The following is a 17,150-nucleotide window of genomic DNA, read 5'->3' as shown; positions in this document are numbered from 1 at the left end:
GACCTAGTCCTTGCGCGCCTGCCGAGCGGCGAAGTCGCGGCGGAAGGCTTCGAAGCGGCCTTCGGCGATGGCCGAGCGCATGGCGGCGGTCAGGGCCGCGAAGAAGGCCAGGTTGTGCCAGGAGAGCAGGACCTGGCCGAGAATCTCCTCGGCCTTCACCAGGTGGTGCAGATAGGCCTTGGAATAGGCGCTGCTGGCCGGGCAGGCGATGGTGGGGTCGAGGGGTTCTTCGTCCTCGGCGAAGCGGGCGTTCTTGAGGTTGATCGAGCCTTCCCAGGTCCAGGCCTGCCCATGGCGGCCCGAACGGGTGGGCAGGACGCAGTCGAACATGTCGACGCCCCGGGCGACCGCCTCGACGAGGTCGATCGGCTTGCCGACGCCCATCAGGTAGCGCGGCCGGTCGGCCGGCAGCATGGCCGGGGCGTATTCGAGGGTCTCGCACATGGCCTGGTGGCCCTCGCCGACCGCGAGACCGCCGATGGCGTAGCCGTCGAAGCCGGTCTCGATCAGGCGCTCGGAGCTCTCACGTCGCAGGTGTTCGAAGGTGGAGCCCTGCTGGATGCCGAACAGGGCCTGGCTGTCGCGCGCGCCGAAGGCGGCCTTGGAGCGCTCGCCCCAGCGGGCCGACAGGCGCAGGGCCTCGGCCGCCCTGCCCTCCTCCGCCGGCCAGGCGACGCATTCGTCGAGCTGCATGACGATGTCCGAGCCGAGAAGATCGGCCTGGATCTCGATGGAACGCTCGGGGCTCAGCACATGGCGCGAGCCGTCGATGTGGCTGGCGAAGGTGACCGCTTCTTCCGTCACCTTGGAGATGTTCGACAGCGACATGACCTGGAAGCCGCCGCTGTCCGTGAGGATCGGGCCGTCCCAGCGCATGAAGCGGTGGAGGCCGCCGAGACGCTGCACGCGCTCGGCCGTGGGGCGCAGCATCAGGTGGTAGGTGTTGCCGAGGATGATGTCGGCGCCGGTGGCCTTCACCTGATCGACGGTGAGGGCCTTGACGGTGGCGGCAGTGCCGACCGGCATGAAGGCGGGGGTGCGGATTTCGCCGCGCGGCGTCGAGAGCACGCCGGTGCGGGCGGCGCCGTCGGTGGCTTTGATGTCGAAGGGGAAGCTGGCCATCAGGCGGCTCGCCATAGCAGGCTGGAGTCGCCGTAGGAATAGAAGCGGTAGCCGGCGGCTATGGCGTGCTCGTAGGCCGACCGCATCTGCTGCTGGCCGGCGAAGGCGCTGACCAGCATGAACAGGGTCGACTTCGGCAGGTGGAAGTTGGTCATCAGGCCATCGGCGGCGCGGAAGCGGTAGCCCGGGGTGATGAAGATGGCGGTCTCGTCGGCGAAGGGGCGGACCTGGCCGTCGTCGCCGGAGGCGCTTTCGATCAGGCGCAGCGCCGTGGTGCCGACGCAGACGATGCGGCCGCCGGCGGCGTGGACGGCGTTGAGCGCCGCCGCCGTCTCGGGCGTGACGACGCCGAACTCGGGATGCATGCGGTGCTCGGCGATGTCGTCGACCTTGACCGGCAGGAAGGTGCCGGCCCCGACATGCAGGGTGACGAAGTGCTGGGAGACGCCGCGCTCGGCCAGGCGGGCGAGCAGTTCGGGGGTGAAGTGCAGGCCGGCGGTCGGCGCGGCGACCGAGCCGTCGGCCCTGGCGTAGACGGTCTGATAGTCGGCGCGGTCGCGCTCGTCCTCGGCGCGCTTGGAGGCGATGTAGGGCGGCAGGGGCATGTGGCCGAGGGCGCCGATGGCGGCGTCGAGGCGGGCGCCGGCCTGGTCGAAGGCAAGCACGATCTCGCCGCCCTCCCCCTTCTCCGCCACCTCGGCCGAGAGGTCGTCGCCGAAGCGCAGGGTATCGCCCATGCGGACGCGTTTGGCCGGCCGGGCGAAGGCGGCCCAGCGGTCGGGCGAGAGGCGACGGTGCAGCATGGCCTCGACCGCGACCGGCGCGCCGTCGCCGCCGCCCTCGGCGCGGGCCGGACGCTCGCCGTTGAGCCGGGCGGGGATCACGCGGGTGTCGTTGAACACCAGGGCGTCGCCGGGCCGCAGCAGGTCCGGCAGGTCGCGCACCACATGGTCGACCAGGGGCAGCCGCGGCTGCACGAGCAACAGACGCGCGGAGTCGCGCGGGCTGGCCGGCCGCAGGGCGATGGCGGCTTCCGGCAGGTCGAAATCGAAATCGGCGAGACGCATCGGCGGGCGATGACCCGCGCCACACGGGGCGTCAAGCTTTGCGTGGTAGGAGCAGGCGATGATCAAGCCGATCCGATTCCTCGCCTGGCTGGCCGCCCTGCTCCTGGGGGTGGGATGCGCCGCCGCCGCCGTGGCGGGCCTGGGCGGCGGCCTGGCGCCCAAGCTCGACATCCTCAACCAGCTGACCCCGTTCTGGTGGGCCGGAGGCCTGCTGGCGCTCGCGATAGCCCTGACGGCCCCGAAGGGCCTGCCGCGCTGGCTGGTGGCGATCCCGGCGGGCGCGGCCGTGATCATCGGCGGGGTGCGCGTGGCGCCGGAGATCGTGGGGCGGCTGACGCCCGGCGCCCGGCCGGGGGCCGAGCGGCTGAAGGTGATCCAGTACAACGCCTACATCCTGAACCGCACGCCAGAGCGCAGCATCGACTGGCTGCTGGCGCAGGACGCCGACATCGTGGTCATCGAAGAAGGCGAAGGCCTGCCGGAGGCGCAGTTGATGCGGCTGCGGGCCCGCTATCCCCACTGCAACGGCTGCCTGAACCACTGGTGGTCGAACATCATCCTGGCCAAGCAGGCGCCGACGGCCAGCGGCCGCTTCGAGCGGCCGAATTCGGACAGTTCCTTTCCGATCCTGGGCGGCTGGAGCCGGTTCGCCGGACCGGGCGGCGAATTCACGGTGATCGGGGTGCACATGGACTGGCCGTGGCGGTGGTTCGGTCCGAGCCAGCGCGCGGGGCTGAGCGAATTCGCCAACCGCAACCCGACCGACCGGACGATCCTGGTCGGCGACTTCAACATGGCCCCGTGGTCGAACAGCCTGCGCGAATTCGATCGCGAGGTGAGCGGCCTGACGCGGCGAACGCATGGCCAGGCGACCTGGCCGGGCGAGGCCTACTATCGCGGCCCGAAATTTCCCGTGCCGCCCCTGCCCCTGGTGGCCATCGATCAGGTCTACGCCGGCGACGGCTGGCGCACGGTGAGCGTGAAGCGTGGCCCGAGGATCGGCTCGGACCACTACCCCATCGTGGTGGAGCTGACGGGGCGTTAGGCCGGGACGACTTCGGCCTTGACGATCTTGCCCGGGGCGCGCGGCGGCTCGCCCTTGGGCAGGGCGTCGATGTTTTCCATGCCTTCGATCACTTCGCCCCAGACGGTGTACTGGCCGTCGAGGAAACGGGCGTCGTCGAAGCAGATGAAGAACTGGCTGTTGGCGCTGTTCGGGTTCGAGGTGCGGGCCATCGAGCAGACGCCGCGGACGTGCGGTTCGCGGCTGAACTCGGCTTTCAGGTCGGGCTTCTTGGAGCCGCCCATGCCGGTGCCGGACGGATCCCCCCCCTGGGCCATGAAGCCCGGGATCACGCGGTGGAAGACCACGCCGTCGTAGAAGCCTTCCTTGGCCAGCTCGGTGATGCGCTCCACGTGGCCGGGGGCCAGGTCGGGGCGCAGGCGGATGGTCACGGGGCCGCTTTCGAGCGTCAGGATCAGGTTTTCGTCAGCCATTTGTATGACCTCCAGCTACTTCACTTCCGAGGGAATCTCGATGTCGCAGGCCGAGAAGTCGGCGCCGCGGGAAGCCCGCCGGCGTTCGACCTCGCCCTTGAACCAGGCGCCGCGGGTGTCGACCACCCGCACGCTCGGCGCCGGGGACATGTCGGCCAGCACCTGAACGCGCTCCATCACGTCGCGCGGATCGGCCACCGGCTCGCCGACCTTGATCGCGCGAATGACCGACAGGCCGCTGATCGCGCGGCCGAAGGCGGTGTAGTTCTTGTCGAGCGAGGGATAGGTCGCCCGCATCAGGTAGAACTGGCTGTTGGCGCTGTCCGGATCGGTGGCGCGGGCCATGCCGATCACGCCCGGGCAGAACAGGCCCCAGGCGCTGACCTTGCCGTCGGCGGTGAGGGCCGACATGGCGGTGACCTGGCTCATCACGGCCATCGGGCCGATGAAGCCGATTTCGCTGCCGGTGGGAGCCGCCACCTGGACGAAGGGCGTCGTCGCCGGATCGCGGCGGAAGGTGAACTCGCCCTTGAGGTCCGGCAGGTCCGAGCCGCCCTGGCCGGTGTTCTGCGGATCGCCCGTCTGGTCCATGAAGTTTTCCACCACGCGGAAGAACTGCAAGCCGTCGTAGAACTTGCGGCGCGCCAACGTGCGCAGACGCTCGACGTGGGCCGGGGCGAGCTCCGGGATCAGCTCGACGAAGACGCGGCCCTTGTTGGTGTCGATGACCAGCACGTTCTGCGGATCGGGCGTGCGCCAGTCGGCGGCGGTCGGCTGCGGGCCGGCGGGCTGCGTCGGGGCGCGGGGCACGGAGGGCCCGCCGAGCGACGGCGGAAGGTCCGGCCGGATCACCGGCGGGGTCGCGCGCGTCTGGCCGATGGCGGTGGTCGCAAGGGCGGCGCCGAGGACGAGGCTCCCGGCGGCGAGGACGAAACGGTTCATGGCGGTTTCTCTGCCCTCAGACGGCGACGGGATCAACCGACGCCGCAGCGGGGTCTGCAAGGAAATACGGACGGCGGCGCTTGGCCGGCTAGGCTTTCTGATCGGCGATCTTGGCCAAAAGGCGGTCTTTCACCCGAGGGGGAACGAACTTGGAGACATCGCCGCCGAGAACGACGATCTCCTTCACCAGCCGCGAGGCGATGGCCTGGTGGCGCGGATCGGCCATCAGGAACACGGTCTCGATGTCGCGGTCGAGCTGCTGGTTCATGGCCGTCATCTGGAACTCGTATTCGAAGTCGGCGACGGCGCGCAGCCCGCGAACGATCTGCTGCGCGCCCACCTCGCGGGCGAAGTGCATCAGCAGGGTCTCGAAGGGACGGACCTCGATCTGGGTGCTTCCCCCCAGGCCGGCGGTCTCCGCCTCCAGCATCGCCACCCGCTCTTCGAGCGAGAACATCGGCCCCTTGCCGGCGTTGATGGCCACGCCGATCACCAGCTTGTCGACCAGCTTCACCGCCCGGCCGACGATGTCGAGATGGCCGTTGGTCACCGGGTCGAAGGTGCCCGGATAGAGCGCGATGCGCATTTAAGCCCCCGCTAGACGCTTACTCGGCCGTCTCCGGCCCAGCTTCCGCCTCACCTTCGTCGGAGCCGCCGGCTTCGGCAAGCCGCTCGACCGAAACGACATGCTCGTCCTTGGCGGTGCGGAAGACGATGACGCCCTGGGTGTTGCGGGCCGCGAGACGAATCTGGCCGACCGGGCAGCGGATCAATTGCCCCCCGTCGGTGACCAGCAGGAGTTCGTCGCCGTCGGCCACCGGGAAGCCGGCCACCAGCTTGCCGCCCTTGCGGGAGAGATCCTGAGCCGTGAGCCCCTGCCCGCCCCGCCCGGTGCGACGGAAATCGTAGGCGCTGGAGCGCTTGCCGATGCCCTCGCTGGACAGGGTGAGGATGATCTCCTCGGCCGCGCCGAGTTCGGCGTAACGTTCGGGGCTGAGGGCGGCGTCCGAGACTTCCTCTTCCTCGTCCGGCGTCGCGGCCTCCTCGTCGCCGTCGCCCTCGCCCTGGGTCGCCCGCAGCATGGCGCGCGACTGCTTGAGGTAGGCCACGCGCTCGTCCGGCGTCGCCGCGACGCTGTTCAGGATGGCCATGTTGATGACGGTGTCGCCCTCGGCGAGGCGGATGCCGCGCACGCCGGTGGAGTCGCGTCCGGCGAACACGCGAACTTCCTCGACGCCGAAGCGGATGGCGCGGCCCGAGGCGCTGGTCAGCAGCACATCCTGGGCGGCGGTGCAGACCGCGACGCCGATGATGCTGTCGTCCTCGTCCAGCTTCATGGCGATCTTGCCGGCGCGGTTGATCTGCGCGAAGTCGCTGAGCTTGTTGCGGCGGACATTGCCCGAGCGGGTGGCGAACATCACGTCCAGCTTATCCCACTGCGCCTCGTCCTCCGGCAGCGCCAGGATCGAGGTGATGCTCTCGCCGGGCTCGATCGGCAGCAGGTTCACGAACGCCTTGCCGCGCGCATTGGCGTCGCCCTGCGGCAGGCGCCAGACCTTCAGCTTGTAGGCCTTGCCGCCCGAGGAGAAGAACAGCAGCGGCGCGTGGGTGGAGGCGGAGAACACGCCGGTGACCGCGTCCTCTTCCTTAGTGCGCATGCCCGAGCGGCCCTTGCCGCCGTGCTTCTGCGACCGATAGGTGGCCAGCGAGGTGCGCTTCACATAGCCGCTGTGGGTGACGGTGATGACCATGTCCTCGCGCGGGATCAGGTCCTCGTCCTCGACCCCGGCGTCGCCGTCGACGATCTGGGTCCTGCGCGGGATGGCGAACTTGGTGCGAATTTCGACCAGTTCCTCGCGGACCACGGCCATGATGGCTTCGCGGGAGGACAGCAGGTCGAGATAGCCGCGGATGGCTTCGGCCAGGCTGCGGGCCTCGCCCTCGATCTCGTCGCGGCCAAGGCCGGTCAGGCGCGAAAGGGTCAGGGCCAGGATGGCGCGGGCCTGCTCGTCGGTGAGGCGGATGCGATTCCCGTCAACCAACACGGTGCGCGGGTCAGCGATCAGCTCGACCAGGGGCATCATGTCGCCGGTCGGCCAGTCGCGGGCCACCAGGCGCTCGCGCGCTTCGCTGGGATCGACCGACGAACGGATGATGTGGATGGCTTCGTCGATGTTGGCGACGGCGATGGCCAGACCGACCAGGACGTGGCCGCGATCACGGGCCTTGTTGAGCTGGAAGCGCGTGCGGCGGACAACGACTTCCTCGCGGAAATCGACGAAGGCCGAAAGGATTTCGCGAAGGCCCATCTGCTGCGGGCGCCCGCGGTTCAGCGCCAGCATGTTGACGCCGAAGCTGCTCTGCAGGGCCGTGTAGCGATAGAGCTGGTTGAGCAGCACGTCGCCCGAGGCGTCGCGCTTCAGCTCGATGACCACGCGGGTGCCCTCGCGGTCGCTTTCGTCGCGGATATCGGCGATGCCTTCGAGGCGCTTTTCACGGACCAGCTCGGCGATGTGTTCGACGAGGCCGGCCTTGTTCACCTGGTAGGGCAGCGAGGTGATGATGATGGCTTCGCGGCCGGCGCGGATTTCCTCCACCGTGGCGATGCCGCGCGTGATGACGGAGCCGCGGCCGGTGAGCAGCGCCGTGCGCGCGGCGCTGCGGCCGATGATCTCCCCGCCGGTCGGGTAGTCCGGGCCGGGGACGATATCGAGCAGGGCGTCGGCGCCGATCTCGGGATCGTCGATCAGGGCCAGGGTCGCGTCGACCACTTCGCCGAGGTTGTGCGGCGGGATGTTGGTGGCCATGCCGACGGCGATGCCGCCGGCGCCGTTGACCAGCAGGTTCGGGAAGCGGGCCGGCAGGACGACCGGCTCCTGCTCCTTGCCGTCGTAGTTGTCCTGGAAGTCGACCGTGTCCTGGTCGATGTCGGCGAGCATCGACACCGTGGGCTGGGCCATGCGGCATTCGGTGTAACGCATGGCGGCGGGCATATCGCCGTCGACCGAGCCGAAGTTGCCTTGGCCGTCGACCAGCAGGAGGCCCATCGAGAACGGCTGCGCCATGCGCGCCAGGGCGAAATAGACCGACTGGTCGCCGTGGGGGTGGAAACGGCCGAGCACGTCGCCGACGACGCGGGCGCACTTCGAATAGGCGCGGTCCGGCGTCATGTTCAAATCGTGCATCGAATAGAAGATGCGCCGATGCACAGGCTTCAGGCCGTCGCGCACATCCGGCAGCGCGCGGCTGACGATGACGCTCATCGCATAGTCGAGGTAGGAGCGCTTGAGCTCGGACTCGATGTTGATGGGAGCGATGCCCGTGCCAGCGCCGCCGGGGGCGCCTTCAGGTGCGTTGATCGTTTCGTCTGACAAGGGAATTGGAACTTTTCGACGGGGGAATCGGACCGAAAGTCCGCCCCGTTAGTTACCATCCGAGGCGGTGCGCCGCCACCTTTTGACAGTTTTTGGAGCGCTCCTCATGTCTCGTCGCATCGCCCTCGCCGCCCTGACGCTCGCCGCGCCCCTGGCCGCCGCCGCCGGGCTCGCCTTCGCCCAGTCCGCCGCCCCGCCGGCCACGACGCCGCTGAAGGCCGGCGACGGCAAGACCATCGGCGAGGCCGGCTTCCGCGCCGCCAACGGCGGGGTGCTGATCGACGTGAAGGTCAGCGGCCTGACGCCCGGCTGGCATGGCATGCACCTGCATGCGGTGGGCGACTGCTCGGACGCCAAGTTCGAGAAGGCGGGCGGCCACATCAATCACACGGGCGATCACAAGATGGCCCACGGCCTCCTGAACGCCGATGGGCCGGACTTCGGCGACCTGCCGAACATCTGGGTCGCCGCCGATGGAAACGGCCAGGCGCAGGCCTTCACGACGCTGGTGTCCTGGAGCGCCGCGGCCCAGGGCGGCCACATGGGACTGAAGGACGCCGACGGCTCGGCGATCGTGATCCACGCCTCGCCGGACGACCAGACGAGCCAGCCGATCGGCGGCGCCGGCGCCCGGGTCGCGTGCGGGGTGATCAAGTAGGGGCGACCGGGAAATTCCAGCCCGGTTCCACATCCGCTTCCGTCGGCCTTGTGCCGAGGGCCCCTCTTGGCGGACGCACTGAACCACGCACACCAGACACAGCGTCGGCGGACACAGAGATCCTCGGCACAAGGCCGAGGAAAGCGGGGAATTGAGATCGTCGCGTACTGAGTTCCGAAAAAGGCCTCAGACCGGCGGATCGGCGACGGCGGCTTCGAGGGCCGCCCTCGCCTGCCGACGCTCGGCCACCACGACGATGACGATGCCGCCCATGGCGACCAGGGCGCCGAGGACCAGGGCGGTGCTAAACCTGTCGCCCATCCAGACGACGCCGATGGCGCAGGACACCAGGGTGCTGAGCAGCAGATAGGGCGTGACGCGGTTGGCCTCGCGCCGCTGGACCATCCAGTAGAGCAGCGTGGTGGCGCAGATCGACGACACCAGCCCCGCCCAGGCGATGCAGGCCCAGACGAACAGGCCGGCGCGGGATATTTTGGCGGGCAGGTTCGGATCGGTGGCGAAGGCCGCGCCGAGCAGGACGGGCGTGGCCAACAGGGCCGTGAGCGCGTTGAGCTTCAGGGCCGGAACGCCCTTGGCCTTGCGGGCCAGAACCGCCGACAGCGCCCAGGCGGCGGCGGCCAGGGCGGTGACCAGGATGGCGTCGAGATCGCCGCCGGAATGCGGGTCGAAGCTCATCCAGGCGACGCCGGCGAAGGCGACGGCGAGGCCGATCCCGGCGATCGGGCTCATCCGTTCGCCCAGCAGCGGCCAGGCGAAGACGGCGGTGAACGGGATCCACAGCTGGCTGACGATGGCCAGGGGGCTGAGCTGCTTGCCCATGGCGAAGCCGAGATAGATCAGGCTGAAGTGGACCGGACCGGCCAGCAGAATGAAGCCGGCGATCTTGCGCAGGTCCGGCCACGGCGGCCGCAGCATGAACGGGCCCAGGGCCAGCAGCGTGAGGGCGAAGCGCATGCCGCCGACGAAGAACGGCGGCAGAAACTGGGTGGCGTATTTCGCGGCCGCGTTGTTGACCCCCCAGATCACGATGATCGCGGCGAGGGCGGCGATCTCGATGGGCGCGAACGGGCCGGAACGGGTCATTTCGCGGGGCTAGCGGCTGGCGGCGGCAAGGTCGAGGGGATTCGGCGGAACCGGACGCGGCCGAAGACCATTGGGCCCTGAATGGGCCTTTCACCGCAAGCGGTCATCACCGACGAGGAGCGCGAGCGCGGCCTGAAGCGGCTGGTGATCGAGGCCGGCTTCTCGAACGCCGCCGGCGCGGTGACCAGCGGCGTGATCCTCACGGCCTATGCGCTGCACCTGGGCGCCAGCAACGCGCTGATCGGCGTGCTCGCCGCCCTGCCCTTCATCGCGCAGTTGCTGCAGGCGCCGAGCATCCTGCTGATCGAACACACGCGGGCGCGTAAGCGCTGGGCGGTGCTGGCGAGCATCGTCGGGCGGGCGATGCTGTTCGTGATGGCCGCCGCCGCCTTCTGGCCCGGCGCGCTGGCGCTCACCGCGGCGGTCGTCGCCCAGGCGGTGTTCTGCGGCATGGGGGCGGTGGGGTCGATCAGTTGGAACGCCTGGGTGCGCGACCTCATTCCTGACGGCCGGCTGGGCCGCATCGTCGCCGCGCGAACGGTCTATTCCACCGCGGCCAGCCTGGTGGCGGGTATCGCCGCGGCCTTGTTGCTGGACTGGGCGCAGGGACCGCGCGGGCAGGCCCTGACTTCCGCCGGGCTCTATGCGTTCGGCGGCGTGATGGGCCTGCTCAGCGCCTGGATCGTCGCCCTGTTGCCGGAGCCCGCCATGCCCCCGACGGCGGCGCGGTTGCGGCTGGGCCAGATGCTGGCGACGCCGCTGCGTGACGCGAACTTCCGCCGCTTGATCGCCTTCCTGTGCAGCTGGCAGTTCGCCGTGAACCTGGCGACGCCGTTCTTCACGGTGTTCATGGTCCGCCAGCTGGGATTTTCGATGACCTTCGTCATGGTCCTCAGCGTCGCCAGCCAGCTGGCCAATGTGGCGGCCCTGAACTCCTGGGGCGCGCTGAGCGACCGCTTCGCCAACAAGTCGGTGCTGGCGGTGGCCGGGCCGGCCTACATCCTGTGCATCGCCGCCATGGTCGGCGCCTCCCAGATCCAGGACCGCACCTGGACGGCCGCCTATCTGGTGCTGCTGCACGTGCTGATGGGCGCCGCGACGGCGGGCGTGACCCTGGCCAGCGCCAATATCGCCCTGAAGCTCTCGCCGCGCGGCTCGGCCACCGCCTACATCGCCGCCAACGCCCTGATGACCGCCTTCGCGGCGGGGGCGGCGCCGATCGTCGGCGGGCTGTTCGCCGACTTCTTCGCCTCGCGCCGCCTGGAGGTGATGCTGCGCTGGACCGCCCCGGACGGCGCCCTGACCCTGAACCCGATTTCGATCTCGAGCTGGGACTTCTATTTCCTCGCCGCCGCCGTCGTCGGGCTCTACGCCGTCCACCGCCTGTCGCTTGTGCGCGAGGAGGGCGAGATCCAGCGGCGGGAGATGCTCAACCACGTGCTGGAAGAAGGCCGGCGCACCGTGCGCGCCGCCTCGCCGGTGGCGGGCCTGCGCGCCATGACCACCATGCCCGGCGCCCTGCTGCGCGACTGGCGGGCTCAGGCCCGGCTGCAAAGGGTGCGCCGGCGCAAGGGGCTTTCAGCCCGCGCCGGCGGCTGATCGTTTCCCGCCTAGAACGGAATTTCGTCGTCGAGGTCGAAGTTTTCCTTCGGGCCGCTGGGCTGGTTGCGCTGGCCGCCACCGCCGCCGCCGTAACCGCCGCCGCCGAAGTCATCACCGCCGCCGCCGCCCGAGCCGCCGCCTTCGCCGCGACCGCCGAGCATGGTCAGTTCGCCGCGGAACTTCTGCAGCACGATCTCGGTGGAATACTTCTCGACGCCGCTCTGGTCGGTCCATTTGCGGGTCTGGATCGCGCCCTCGATGTAGACCGTCGAACCCTTGCGCAGATAGTTCTCGGCCACCTTCACCAGATTGTCGTTGAAGATCACCACGCGGTGCCACTCGGTGCGCTCCTTGCGCTCGCCCGAGGTGCGGTCCCGCCAGGTTTCCGAGGTCGCGATGCGCAGGTTGGCGACGCGGTCGCCCGAGCCAAGGCTGCGGATTTCGGGGTCGGCCCCCAGGTTGCCGATCAGGATGACCTTGTTGACGCTGCCCGCCATGGCGCTTGTGCTCCACACGCCCGGCGACCCATCGCGCCGGAATCTGGCGGCGAGACTAGCGAGCGACCGAAACGGTCGCAAGCAAATGTTCCCCATACGTTCCGACGATAACTGGGGATAAGTTCCCGAAGTCGTGCGGCTATTTGGCGGGCGGCGCGGTGATCGCCGGACTATCGACCGGGGGCAGCGCCCGCTCGGCGGCGGCCGAGACCGCGCCCGGGATCGCCAGGCGGCCGTCGCCGGTGCGAACCAGGAACGGGAAACGGCTGCTGGACAGGGTGCGGCCGTAGAACACGCCTTCCTTTTGCAGGAACAGGAAGTTGGCCTGATAGGCGCCGGTGATCTCGGCGTTGTTGCTGCCCAGGCGCATGAAGCGCAGGCGCATGCCCTCAAGGGTCGCCGCGCAGGTCTCCATGTTCTCGACGTTCGAGGCCAGCTTGTTGAATTTCAGCGTGCCGTCCTTCTGCGGGATGACGTGCCAGCAGACGCCCTTGTCGTCGGGCGCGACGACCTGCTTCTCGCAGGCGGCGAGGCCGGCGGCCATCAGGGCGGCGGCGACAGCGATCTTCAAGGCGGAGGTCATGCCCTACCCTAGCCGCCTTGCGGGAAGGCGCAACCGGGCGCGGGCCCCTGATCGACCAGGGGGCGGAAGCTGCGGTTGTCGGCCGAGATTTCGACGCGGCCGGGGACCAGACGCAGCGTTTCCTCGCCCCAGCGGCCGTAGGTGGCGCCGCCGGGGCGCTCGCAGCGGCCGTTGAACAGGGTCTGGACGCAGGCCGAGACCGGCATCTCGGTGGGCAGGCGCGACCATTGCCCGCCGGCGTAGCGCCAGCAGGCGTCCGACGGACCCGAGGCCGCCGAGACGGGCGGCGGGGTGGTGGCGAGGGTGGAGACCGGCTCGGGCGGCAGCGGGGTCAGCACCGTGCCGGCGGCGTCGGCGGCGGCCAGGGCGCCCGACTCGTCGATGCCGACGTCGAGGGCGCCGGTGGCGACGCCGTTCTTCCTGGCGCATTCGGCCAGGGTGATCTCGCCGACGAACTGGCCGTTGACGAAACAGCGCAGCGGACGGGCCGGATCGAGCTTGGCGTCGTCGTCACGCCCCATCTCGACGACGAGGCCCGCCTGGGAGGCCGGCGGGGCTCCGGCGTCCTTCTTCTTGCCGCCGGCCATGACGGCGACGGCGATGATGAGGCCGGCCAACAGCGCCAGCGCGCCGCCGAGCGCCAGGACGATCCGACGATCCTTCAGGAATTCCATGGCCCACCGCTATAGCGGCCCCATGATGGTTTCAAGCGCGCGCGGTCAGGCGCCGCCCGTAAGGCGGTCCAGAGCGGCCTGATAATTGGCGATCTGGTTCTTCATATACTGCGGCACCACACCGTTGTTCTTGCCCGCCGCCGCGGCCGCGGCGAGCGCCGACTTCGGCTTGGCGGCGTTTTCGAGGTCGCGATAGATGGTCTGCACCGCCGAGAGCGCGGTGGAGAGGTCGGCCAGGGCCAGCTTCACCGCGTCGGCGTCCTTGAGGCTGAGGGTGGTGTCGAGCTTCAGTCCATAGATTTTGGAGCCGCCGTCCGCCGAGACGGTCTTGCCGTCCTCGATCTTGGTCTTGCGGACGATCCCTTCCGACAGGCCGAGCGCCGACAGGGCGTCCGCCCCGCCCTTCCCGGCCAGGACCTCGACGGTCGAGGAGTCGGTGGTGGGCGAAATCTTCAGGCGGCGCACGTCGCCATCGCTGACCACCTCGACCTTGGCGCGGAAGCCGGCGGCGCGGCTGACCTTGGCGGCCAGGGTCTGAAGAGTGTCGTTGGCCTCGATGGTGATGGTCTTGAGCGTGGCGCCGTCGCTGGCGCGGATCTGGAAGGTGTCGCCCGGCCGGGCCGAGGTGGCGGCGACCACCTTTTGCGAGGCGGTGTAGTCCAGCGTGCCGCGCGGCAGGCCGAAGCGGTCGAGGACGCTGGAGCCTTGGGCGTCGACCGCGATGGCGGTGGGGGCGACGTAGCCGTCCTTGCCGGTCACCTTCTGGCTGGAAACCAGGGCGCCGTTGCTCATGTCGAACTGGGCGAGGTAGCCGTCCTGCCCGCCCTTGGTGGCCGGAGCGTCGCCGCTGACGCCGGTCAGGTAGACCTTGCCGTTGGCCACGGCCATGGCGGCGGCGGTGTCGGTCCCCGTCCCGCCGAAATAGGCCAGGGTGTCGGCGCTGGCGTCGCCGAGCGAAGTCGAGAACCGCGCCGCGAAGGCGTCCATGCCGCCGCCCGCCGCCGCGCCGGCGCCGCCGACATTGAGCGAGCCGTTGCGGGTCTGGCCGCCGACGAAGAGATTGCCGTTCTCGATGGCGAGGCCGGCGATCGAGCCGCCCTGCAGATCGCCGAGGTCGCGGGTCGCGCCGGCGGCGACCGTCGCGCCGGAGACGGCGAAGCTGCGGATCACGCCTCGGCCGCTCTCGACATCGGCGAGGTAGACATTGCCGCCATCGACCACCATGCCGCCGACGCTGTCGGCCCCGGTCGTGCCGAAGGTCTTGGTGAACAAGGTCTTGGCCGCGCCGTTGGCGTCGGTCGAGATCGAGGTGAGGTAGTTGTCGTAGCCGCCCTGCAGCGCCCCGCCACCCGGCAGCGACGACTTGGTGCGCCCGGCGACCAGCACATTGCCGTCGGCGTCGAAGGCCACGGCCTGAGCCTCGTCCTCCTGCATGGCGCCCTTGCGGACGGTCCAGACCTCGTCGCCCTCGGCGTCGTAGAGGGTGACGAAGCTGTCGGGCTTGCCGGAAGTCGCGCTGGAGTTCAGCGCCCCGTTGGTCGCCCCGCCGAGCGCGCCGGTGATCGAGCCGGCGACGGCCACCTTGCCGTCGGCCGACAGGGCGAGGTTCAGGCCCGAGGCTTCGCCCGCGGCGCCCAGGGTGCGCGAATAGACGAGGTTGCCGGCCGAGTCGTACTTCATCAGCGCGACGTCCTGGCCGGACTTCAGGGTCTGGCCGTCGAGCTTCTCGCCTTCGACCTCGGCGAGCATGTAGACCGAGCCGTCGGCGCCGGTGATGCTCTTGCGCACCTGGGAGATCGACGGGTCGAGCGCCTCGCCGAACAGCTTATTGCCGGCGGAATCATACTTGTTGAGCTTGGTCTCGTAGACCGCGTCGTCGGTCTTTGTGTCGTTGTCCGGGTCCGGATCGCCGCCCTTGGCGACCACATAGACGGCCGGGTTAGTCTGAGCGGCCGAGAAGGTCAGGGCCTCGGTGCTGTCGCCGCTGATCTTGAAGGCGAAGGCGTCGCCCACCGCCGGCAGGGTGACCGGCTTGTTGTTGACGGTGACGGTGCGCGGCTCGGCCGCGGTGCGCTGCACCGAGAAGCGGGTGCGGAACCCGGCGTCCTCGAGCTTGCTGTTGATGAAGTTCGACACGGCGCCCATGGTCCGCGGCGCCGAGCCCATCTCGGACAGGTCGATATCGATGTTGGTGGTGACGTTCTTCTGCTTCACCGCGATGGTGAACTGGGCATTGCCCTTGAAGGCCTCGACCTCGGTGGAGGACGAACCCGTGTGCAGGGTCTGGGTCACGTAGTTCGTGGCGTTCTTCGGCACGCCGACGCCGGATTTCAGGCTGTCGAGCACCTCGCCGCGGGTCAGGCGCAGCTGCTCGAGATCGATGCCCTCGGCGTAGGCCTTCACCTCGGCCAGGCCCTTGTCGAAGACGGCCTGGAGGCGCGCCTTCTCGGCGTCGGTGACGCCCTTCTCGCCCCAGCGGCTGGCGATGCCCTGCAGGGCGTTGAGGCCCTGATAGAGGGCGAACAGCTTGCGATAGTCATCGCTGGCGCCCTTGAGGTCGAGCTGATTGGCGCCCTCGTTGATCAGGCGCTGGCCGGTCATGGCCTTCTTGACGAGGTCGGAGGCCGGCAGGGCCTTGGAGCCCGCGGCCCAGGGCGCGGTCGGGGCGTATTGGGTCTTCACCGCCGAGCCGCCGACGCCCGTCGCGTTGGTCGTCACCGGGATGCCCGCCTTGGCCTGGTAGTAGCCGAGCAGCACGCTGGAATCGAACGGAACGATTTCCACAACCGACCTCACGCGGAGAATCGGACTGACTCCCCGTTCGCGACAGTGTCGGCGGGAAAAGCTTACCGGGCGTTAAGCCCGGGCGGCGCGCTCGACGAGGTCGGCCAGCGCCTCGGCGGCGTCCGGGATGGCGGCGGCGTGGGCCGAGGCGGCCATCCGGCCCAGACGCGCCGGGTCCCTGAGCAGGGCGTTCAGGGCGCCGGCGAGGCTTTCGGTGGTCAGCTCCTCCTCGCGCGCCACGGCCGCGGCGCCGGCGTCGGACAGCAGGCGGGCGTTGAAGCTCTGGTGGTCGTCGGCGGCGATCTTCAGCGGCACCAGGATCGACGGGCGACCGGCGACGGCCAGTTCGGACACCGTGGAGGCGCCGGCGCGTCCGAGCACCAGATGGGCGCCGGCCAGACGGCTGGCCATGTCGCGGAAGAACGGCGCGACCTCGGCCTTCACCAGGGCGTTGGCGTAGACCTTGCGCGCCTGTTCCAGGGACTCGGCGCGGGTCTGCTGCTGCACCTCCAGCCGGGCGCGGATGGATTCGGGCAGCAGGAGGATGGCCTCGGGCGTGAGCTCGGACAGCAGCCGGGCGCCCTGGCTGCCGCCGGTGACCAGCAGGCGCAGCGGACCGTCGGCCGTGGGCTGTTCATAGGGCTGGTCGTAGAGCGCGCGGATCGGCGGGCGCACGGGGTTGCCGACCACATGGGCGTTGGCGCGCACCTCCGGCTTGGCCTTCTCCAGGGTCGGGAAGGCGCAGGCCAGGAAATCGACCTTGGGGGCCAGGTAGCGGTTCACGCGGCCGAGCACCGCGTTCTGCTCGTGGATGACCGTCGGGCGCTTCTGGCCGACCGCCGCCAGCAGGGCGGGCAGCGAGGGATAGCCGCCGAAGCCGACCACCACCGCCGGATTGAGGTCCTTGAACGCCTGGCGCGCCTGCATGACGCCGGCCGCGACCGTGAGGCCGGCCCGGACCATGCCGATGGGGTCGCCCGCCTTGGCGGTGGCGGCCGAAAGCGCCAGGCGCAGCTCGGCGGGAAACTTGTCGGCGTAGAGCGCGCCGCGCTCGTCGGTGGCGAGCACGATCCGCCAGCCCCGCGCCAGCAGGGTCTCGGCCAGGGCCTGAGCCGGAAACAGATGTCCGCCGGTGCCGCCGGCGGCGACCACGCAGACCCGGGAGCGGGTGACGTTCATGGGCATCTTCTAGTGCGCGTCCCCGCCGGTTGTCAGGCGGTTTCGGGCCGAAAGTCGAGGGAATGCG

Annotated in this window: 15 protein-coding genes; 3 read left to right on the top strand and 12 right to left on the bottom strand. The window is 69.8% G+C overall.

Annotation, left to right across the window (positions count from 1 at the left end):
- Positions 1-3: 3 nt before the first annotated feature.
- Positions 4-1,122: a tRNA guanosine(34) transglycosylase Tgt gene (gene tgt / locus ACFLIT_RS00430; RefSeq protein WP_479909205.1), complete on the bottom strand. Its 1,119-nt coding sequence runs from the start codon at positions 1,120-1,122 to the stop codon at positions 4-6.
- A complete protein-coding gene (queA, locus tag ACFLIT_RS00425; RefSeq protein WP_479909204.1) occupies positions 1,122-2,189 on the bottom strand; it encodes a tRNA preQ1(34) S-adenosylmethionine ribosyltransferase-isomerase QueA in 1,068 nt (355 codons plus the stop codon). Before queA ends, tgt begins: the two co-directional genes overlap by 1 nt.
- Before the next feature lie 58 nt (positions 2,190-2,247).
- Between queA and ACFLIT_RS00420 the strand changes: the two genes are divergently transcribed.
- Entirely contained in the window at positions 2,248-3,234 is a 987-nt protein-coding gene (locus tag ACFLIT_RS00420; protein ID WP_479909203.1) for an endonuclease/exonuclease/phosphatase family protein, read from the top strand.
- Here ACFLIT_RS00420 and ACFLIT_RS00415 read toward each other — a convergent pair.
- The 4 genes from ACFLIT_RS00415 to gyrA all read right to left on the bottom strand — a co-directional run bounded on the left by ACFLIT_RS00415 (position 3,231) and on the right by gyrA (position 7,987).
- The gene (locus ACFLIT_RS00415) at positions 3,231-3,686 is read right to left on the bottom strand and encodes a peptidylprolyl isomerase (RefSeq protein ID WP_479909202.1); all 456 of its coding nucleotides are present in this window, start codon (positions 3,684-3,686) and stop codon (positions 3,231-3,233) included. The two genes, ACFLIT_RS00420 and ACFLIT_RS00415, sit on opposite strands and share 4 nt — an antisense overlap.
- A 15-nt stretch (positions 3,687-3,701) precedes the next feature.
- Positions 3,702-4,628 carry a peptidylprolyl isomerase gene (locus ACFLIT_RS00410; protein WP_479909201.1) on the bottom strand — a complete coding sequence of 309 codons (927 nt, stop codon included), beginning with the start codon at positions 4,626-4,628 and terminating at the stop codon, positions 3,702-3,704.
- An 88-nt stretch (positions 4,629-4,716) separates the two neighbouring features.
- Complete coding sequence (coaD, locus tag ACFLIT_RS00405) at positions 4,717-5,214, bottom strand: pantetheine-phosphate adenylyltransferase (protein WP_479909200.1); 498 nt, start codon at positions 5,212-5,214, stop codon at positions 4,717-4,719.
- A 19-nt stretch (positions 5,215-5,233) separates the two neighbouring features.
- The gene (gyrA, locus tag ACFLIT_RS00400; protein WP_479909796.1) at positions 5,234-7,987 is read right to left on the bottom strand and encodes a DNA gyrase subunit A; all 2,754 of its coding nucleotides are present in this window, start codon (positions 7,985-7,987) and stop codon (positions 5,234-5,236) included.
- Between the two features lie 121 nt (positions 7,988-8,108).
- Between gyrA and ACFLIT_RS00395 the strand changes: the two genes are divergently transcribed.
- Positions 8,109-8,660 (top strand): superoxide dismutase family protein, encoded by a 552-nt coding sequence (locus ACFLIT_RS00395; RefSeq protein WP_479909199.1) that lies wholly within the window; start codon positions 8,109-8,111, stop codon positions 8,658-8,660.
- A 186-nt stretch (positions 8,661-8,846) separates the two neighbouring features.
- Here ACFLIT_RS00395 and ACFLIT_RS00390 read toward each other — a convergent pair whose 3' ends face one another.
- Positions 8,847-9,764, bottom strand: coding sequence for a DMT family transporter (locus tag ACFLIT_RS00390; protein ID WP_479909198.1), 918 nt, complete (start codon positions 9,762-9,764; stop codon positions 8,847-8,849).
- Positions 9,765-9,845: 81 nt separating this feature from the next.
- On the opposite strand from ACFLIT_RS00390, the gene ACFLIT_RS00385 reads away from it, so the two are divergent.
- Positions 9,846-11,363 (top strand): MFS transporter, encoded by a 1,518-nt coding sequence (locus ACFLIT_RS00385; protein WP_479909197.1) that lies wholly within the window; start codon positions 9,846-9,848, stop codon positions 11,361-11,363.
- 11 nt (positions 11,364-11,374) lie between these two features.
- On the opposite strand, the gene ssb is transcribed toward ACFLIT_RS00385, so the two are convergent.
- From ssb to murG, 5 genes are all read right to left on the bottom strand, one after another.
- On the bottom strand, positions 11,375-11,863 hold the full coding sequence (gene ssb / locus ACFLIT_RS00380; RefSeq protein ID WP_479909196.1) for a single-stranded DNA-binding protein: 489 nt from the start codon (positions 11,861-11,863) through the stop codon (positions 11,375-11,377).
- A 139-nt stretch (positions 11,864-12,002) separates the two neighbouring features.
- Positions 12,003-12,446, bottom strand: a complete 444-nt coding sequence (locus ACFLIT_RS00375) for a hypothetical protein (RefSeq protein ID WP_479909195.1) — start codon at positions 12,444-12,446, stop codon at positions 12,003-12,005.
- An 8-nt stretch (positions 12,447-12,454) separates the two neighbouring features.
- Positions 12,455-13,120 carry a hypothetical protein gene (locus ACFLIT_RS00370; protein WP_479909194.1) on the bottom strand — a complete coding sequence of 222 codons (666 nt, stop codon included), beginning with the start codon at positions 13,118-13,120 and terminating at the stop codon, positions 12,455-12,457.
- A 45-nt stretch (positions 13,121-13,165) separates the two neighbouring features.
- Positions 13,166-15,904 carry an NHL repeat-containing protein gene (locus tag ACFLIT_RS00365; protein WP_479909193.1) on the bottom strand — a complete coding sequence of 913 codons (2,739 nt, stop codon included), beginning with the start codon at positions 15,902-15,904 and terminating at the stop codon, positions 13,166-13,168.
- 72 nt (positions 15,905-15,976) lie between these two features.
- Complete coding sequence (murG, locus tag ACFLIT_RS00360) at positions 15,977-17,083, bottom strand: undecaprenyldiphospho-muramoylpentapeptide beta-N-acetylglucosaminyltransferase (protein WP_479909192.1); 1,107 nt, start codon at positions 17,081-17,083, stop codon at positions 15,977-15,979.
- Between the last annotated feature and the right edge of the window lie 67 nt (positions 17,084-17,150).

The organism is Caulobacter sp. HJHS_5 (assembly GCF_056683955.1).
This window is presented reverse-complemented; position numbering and strand designations above follow the sequence as displayed.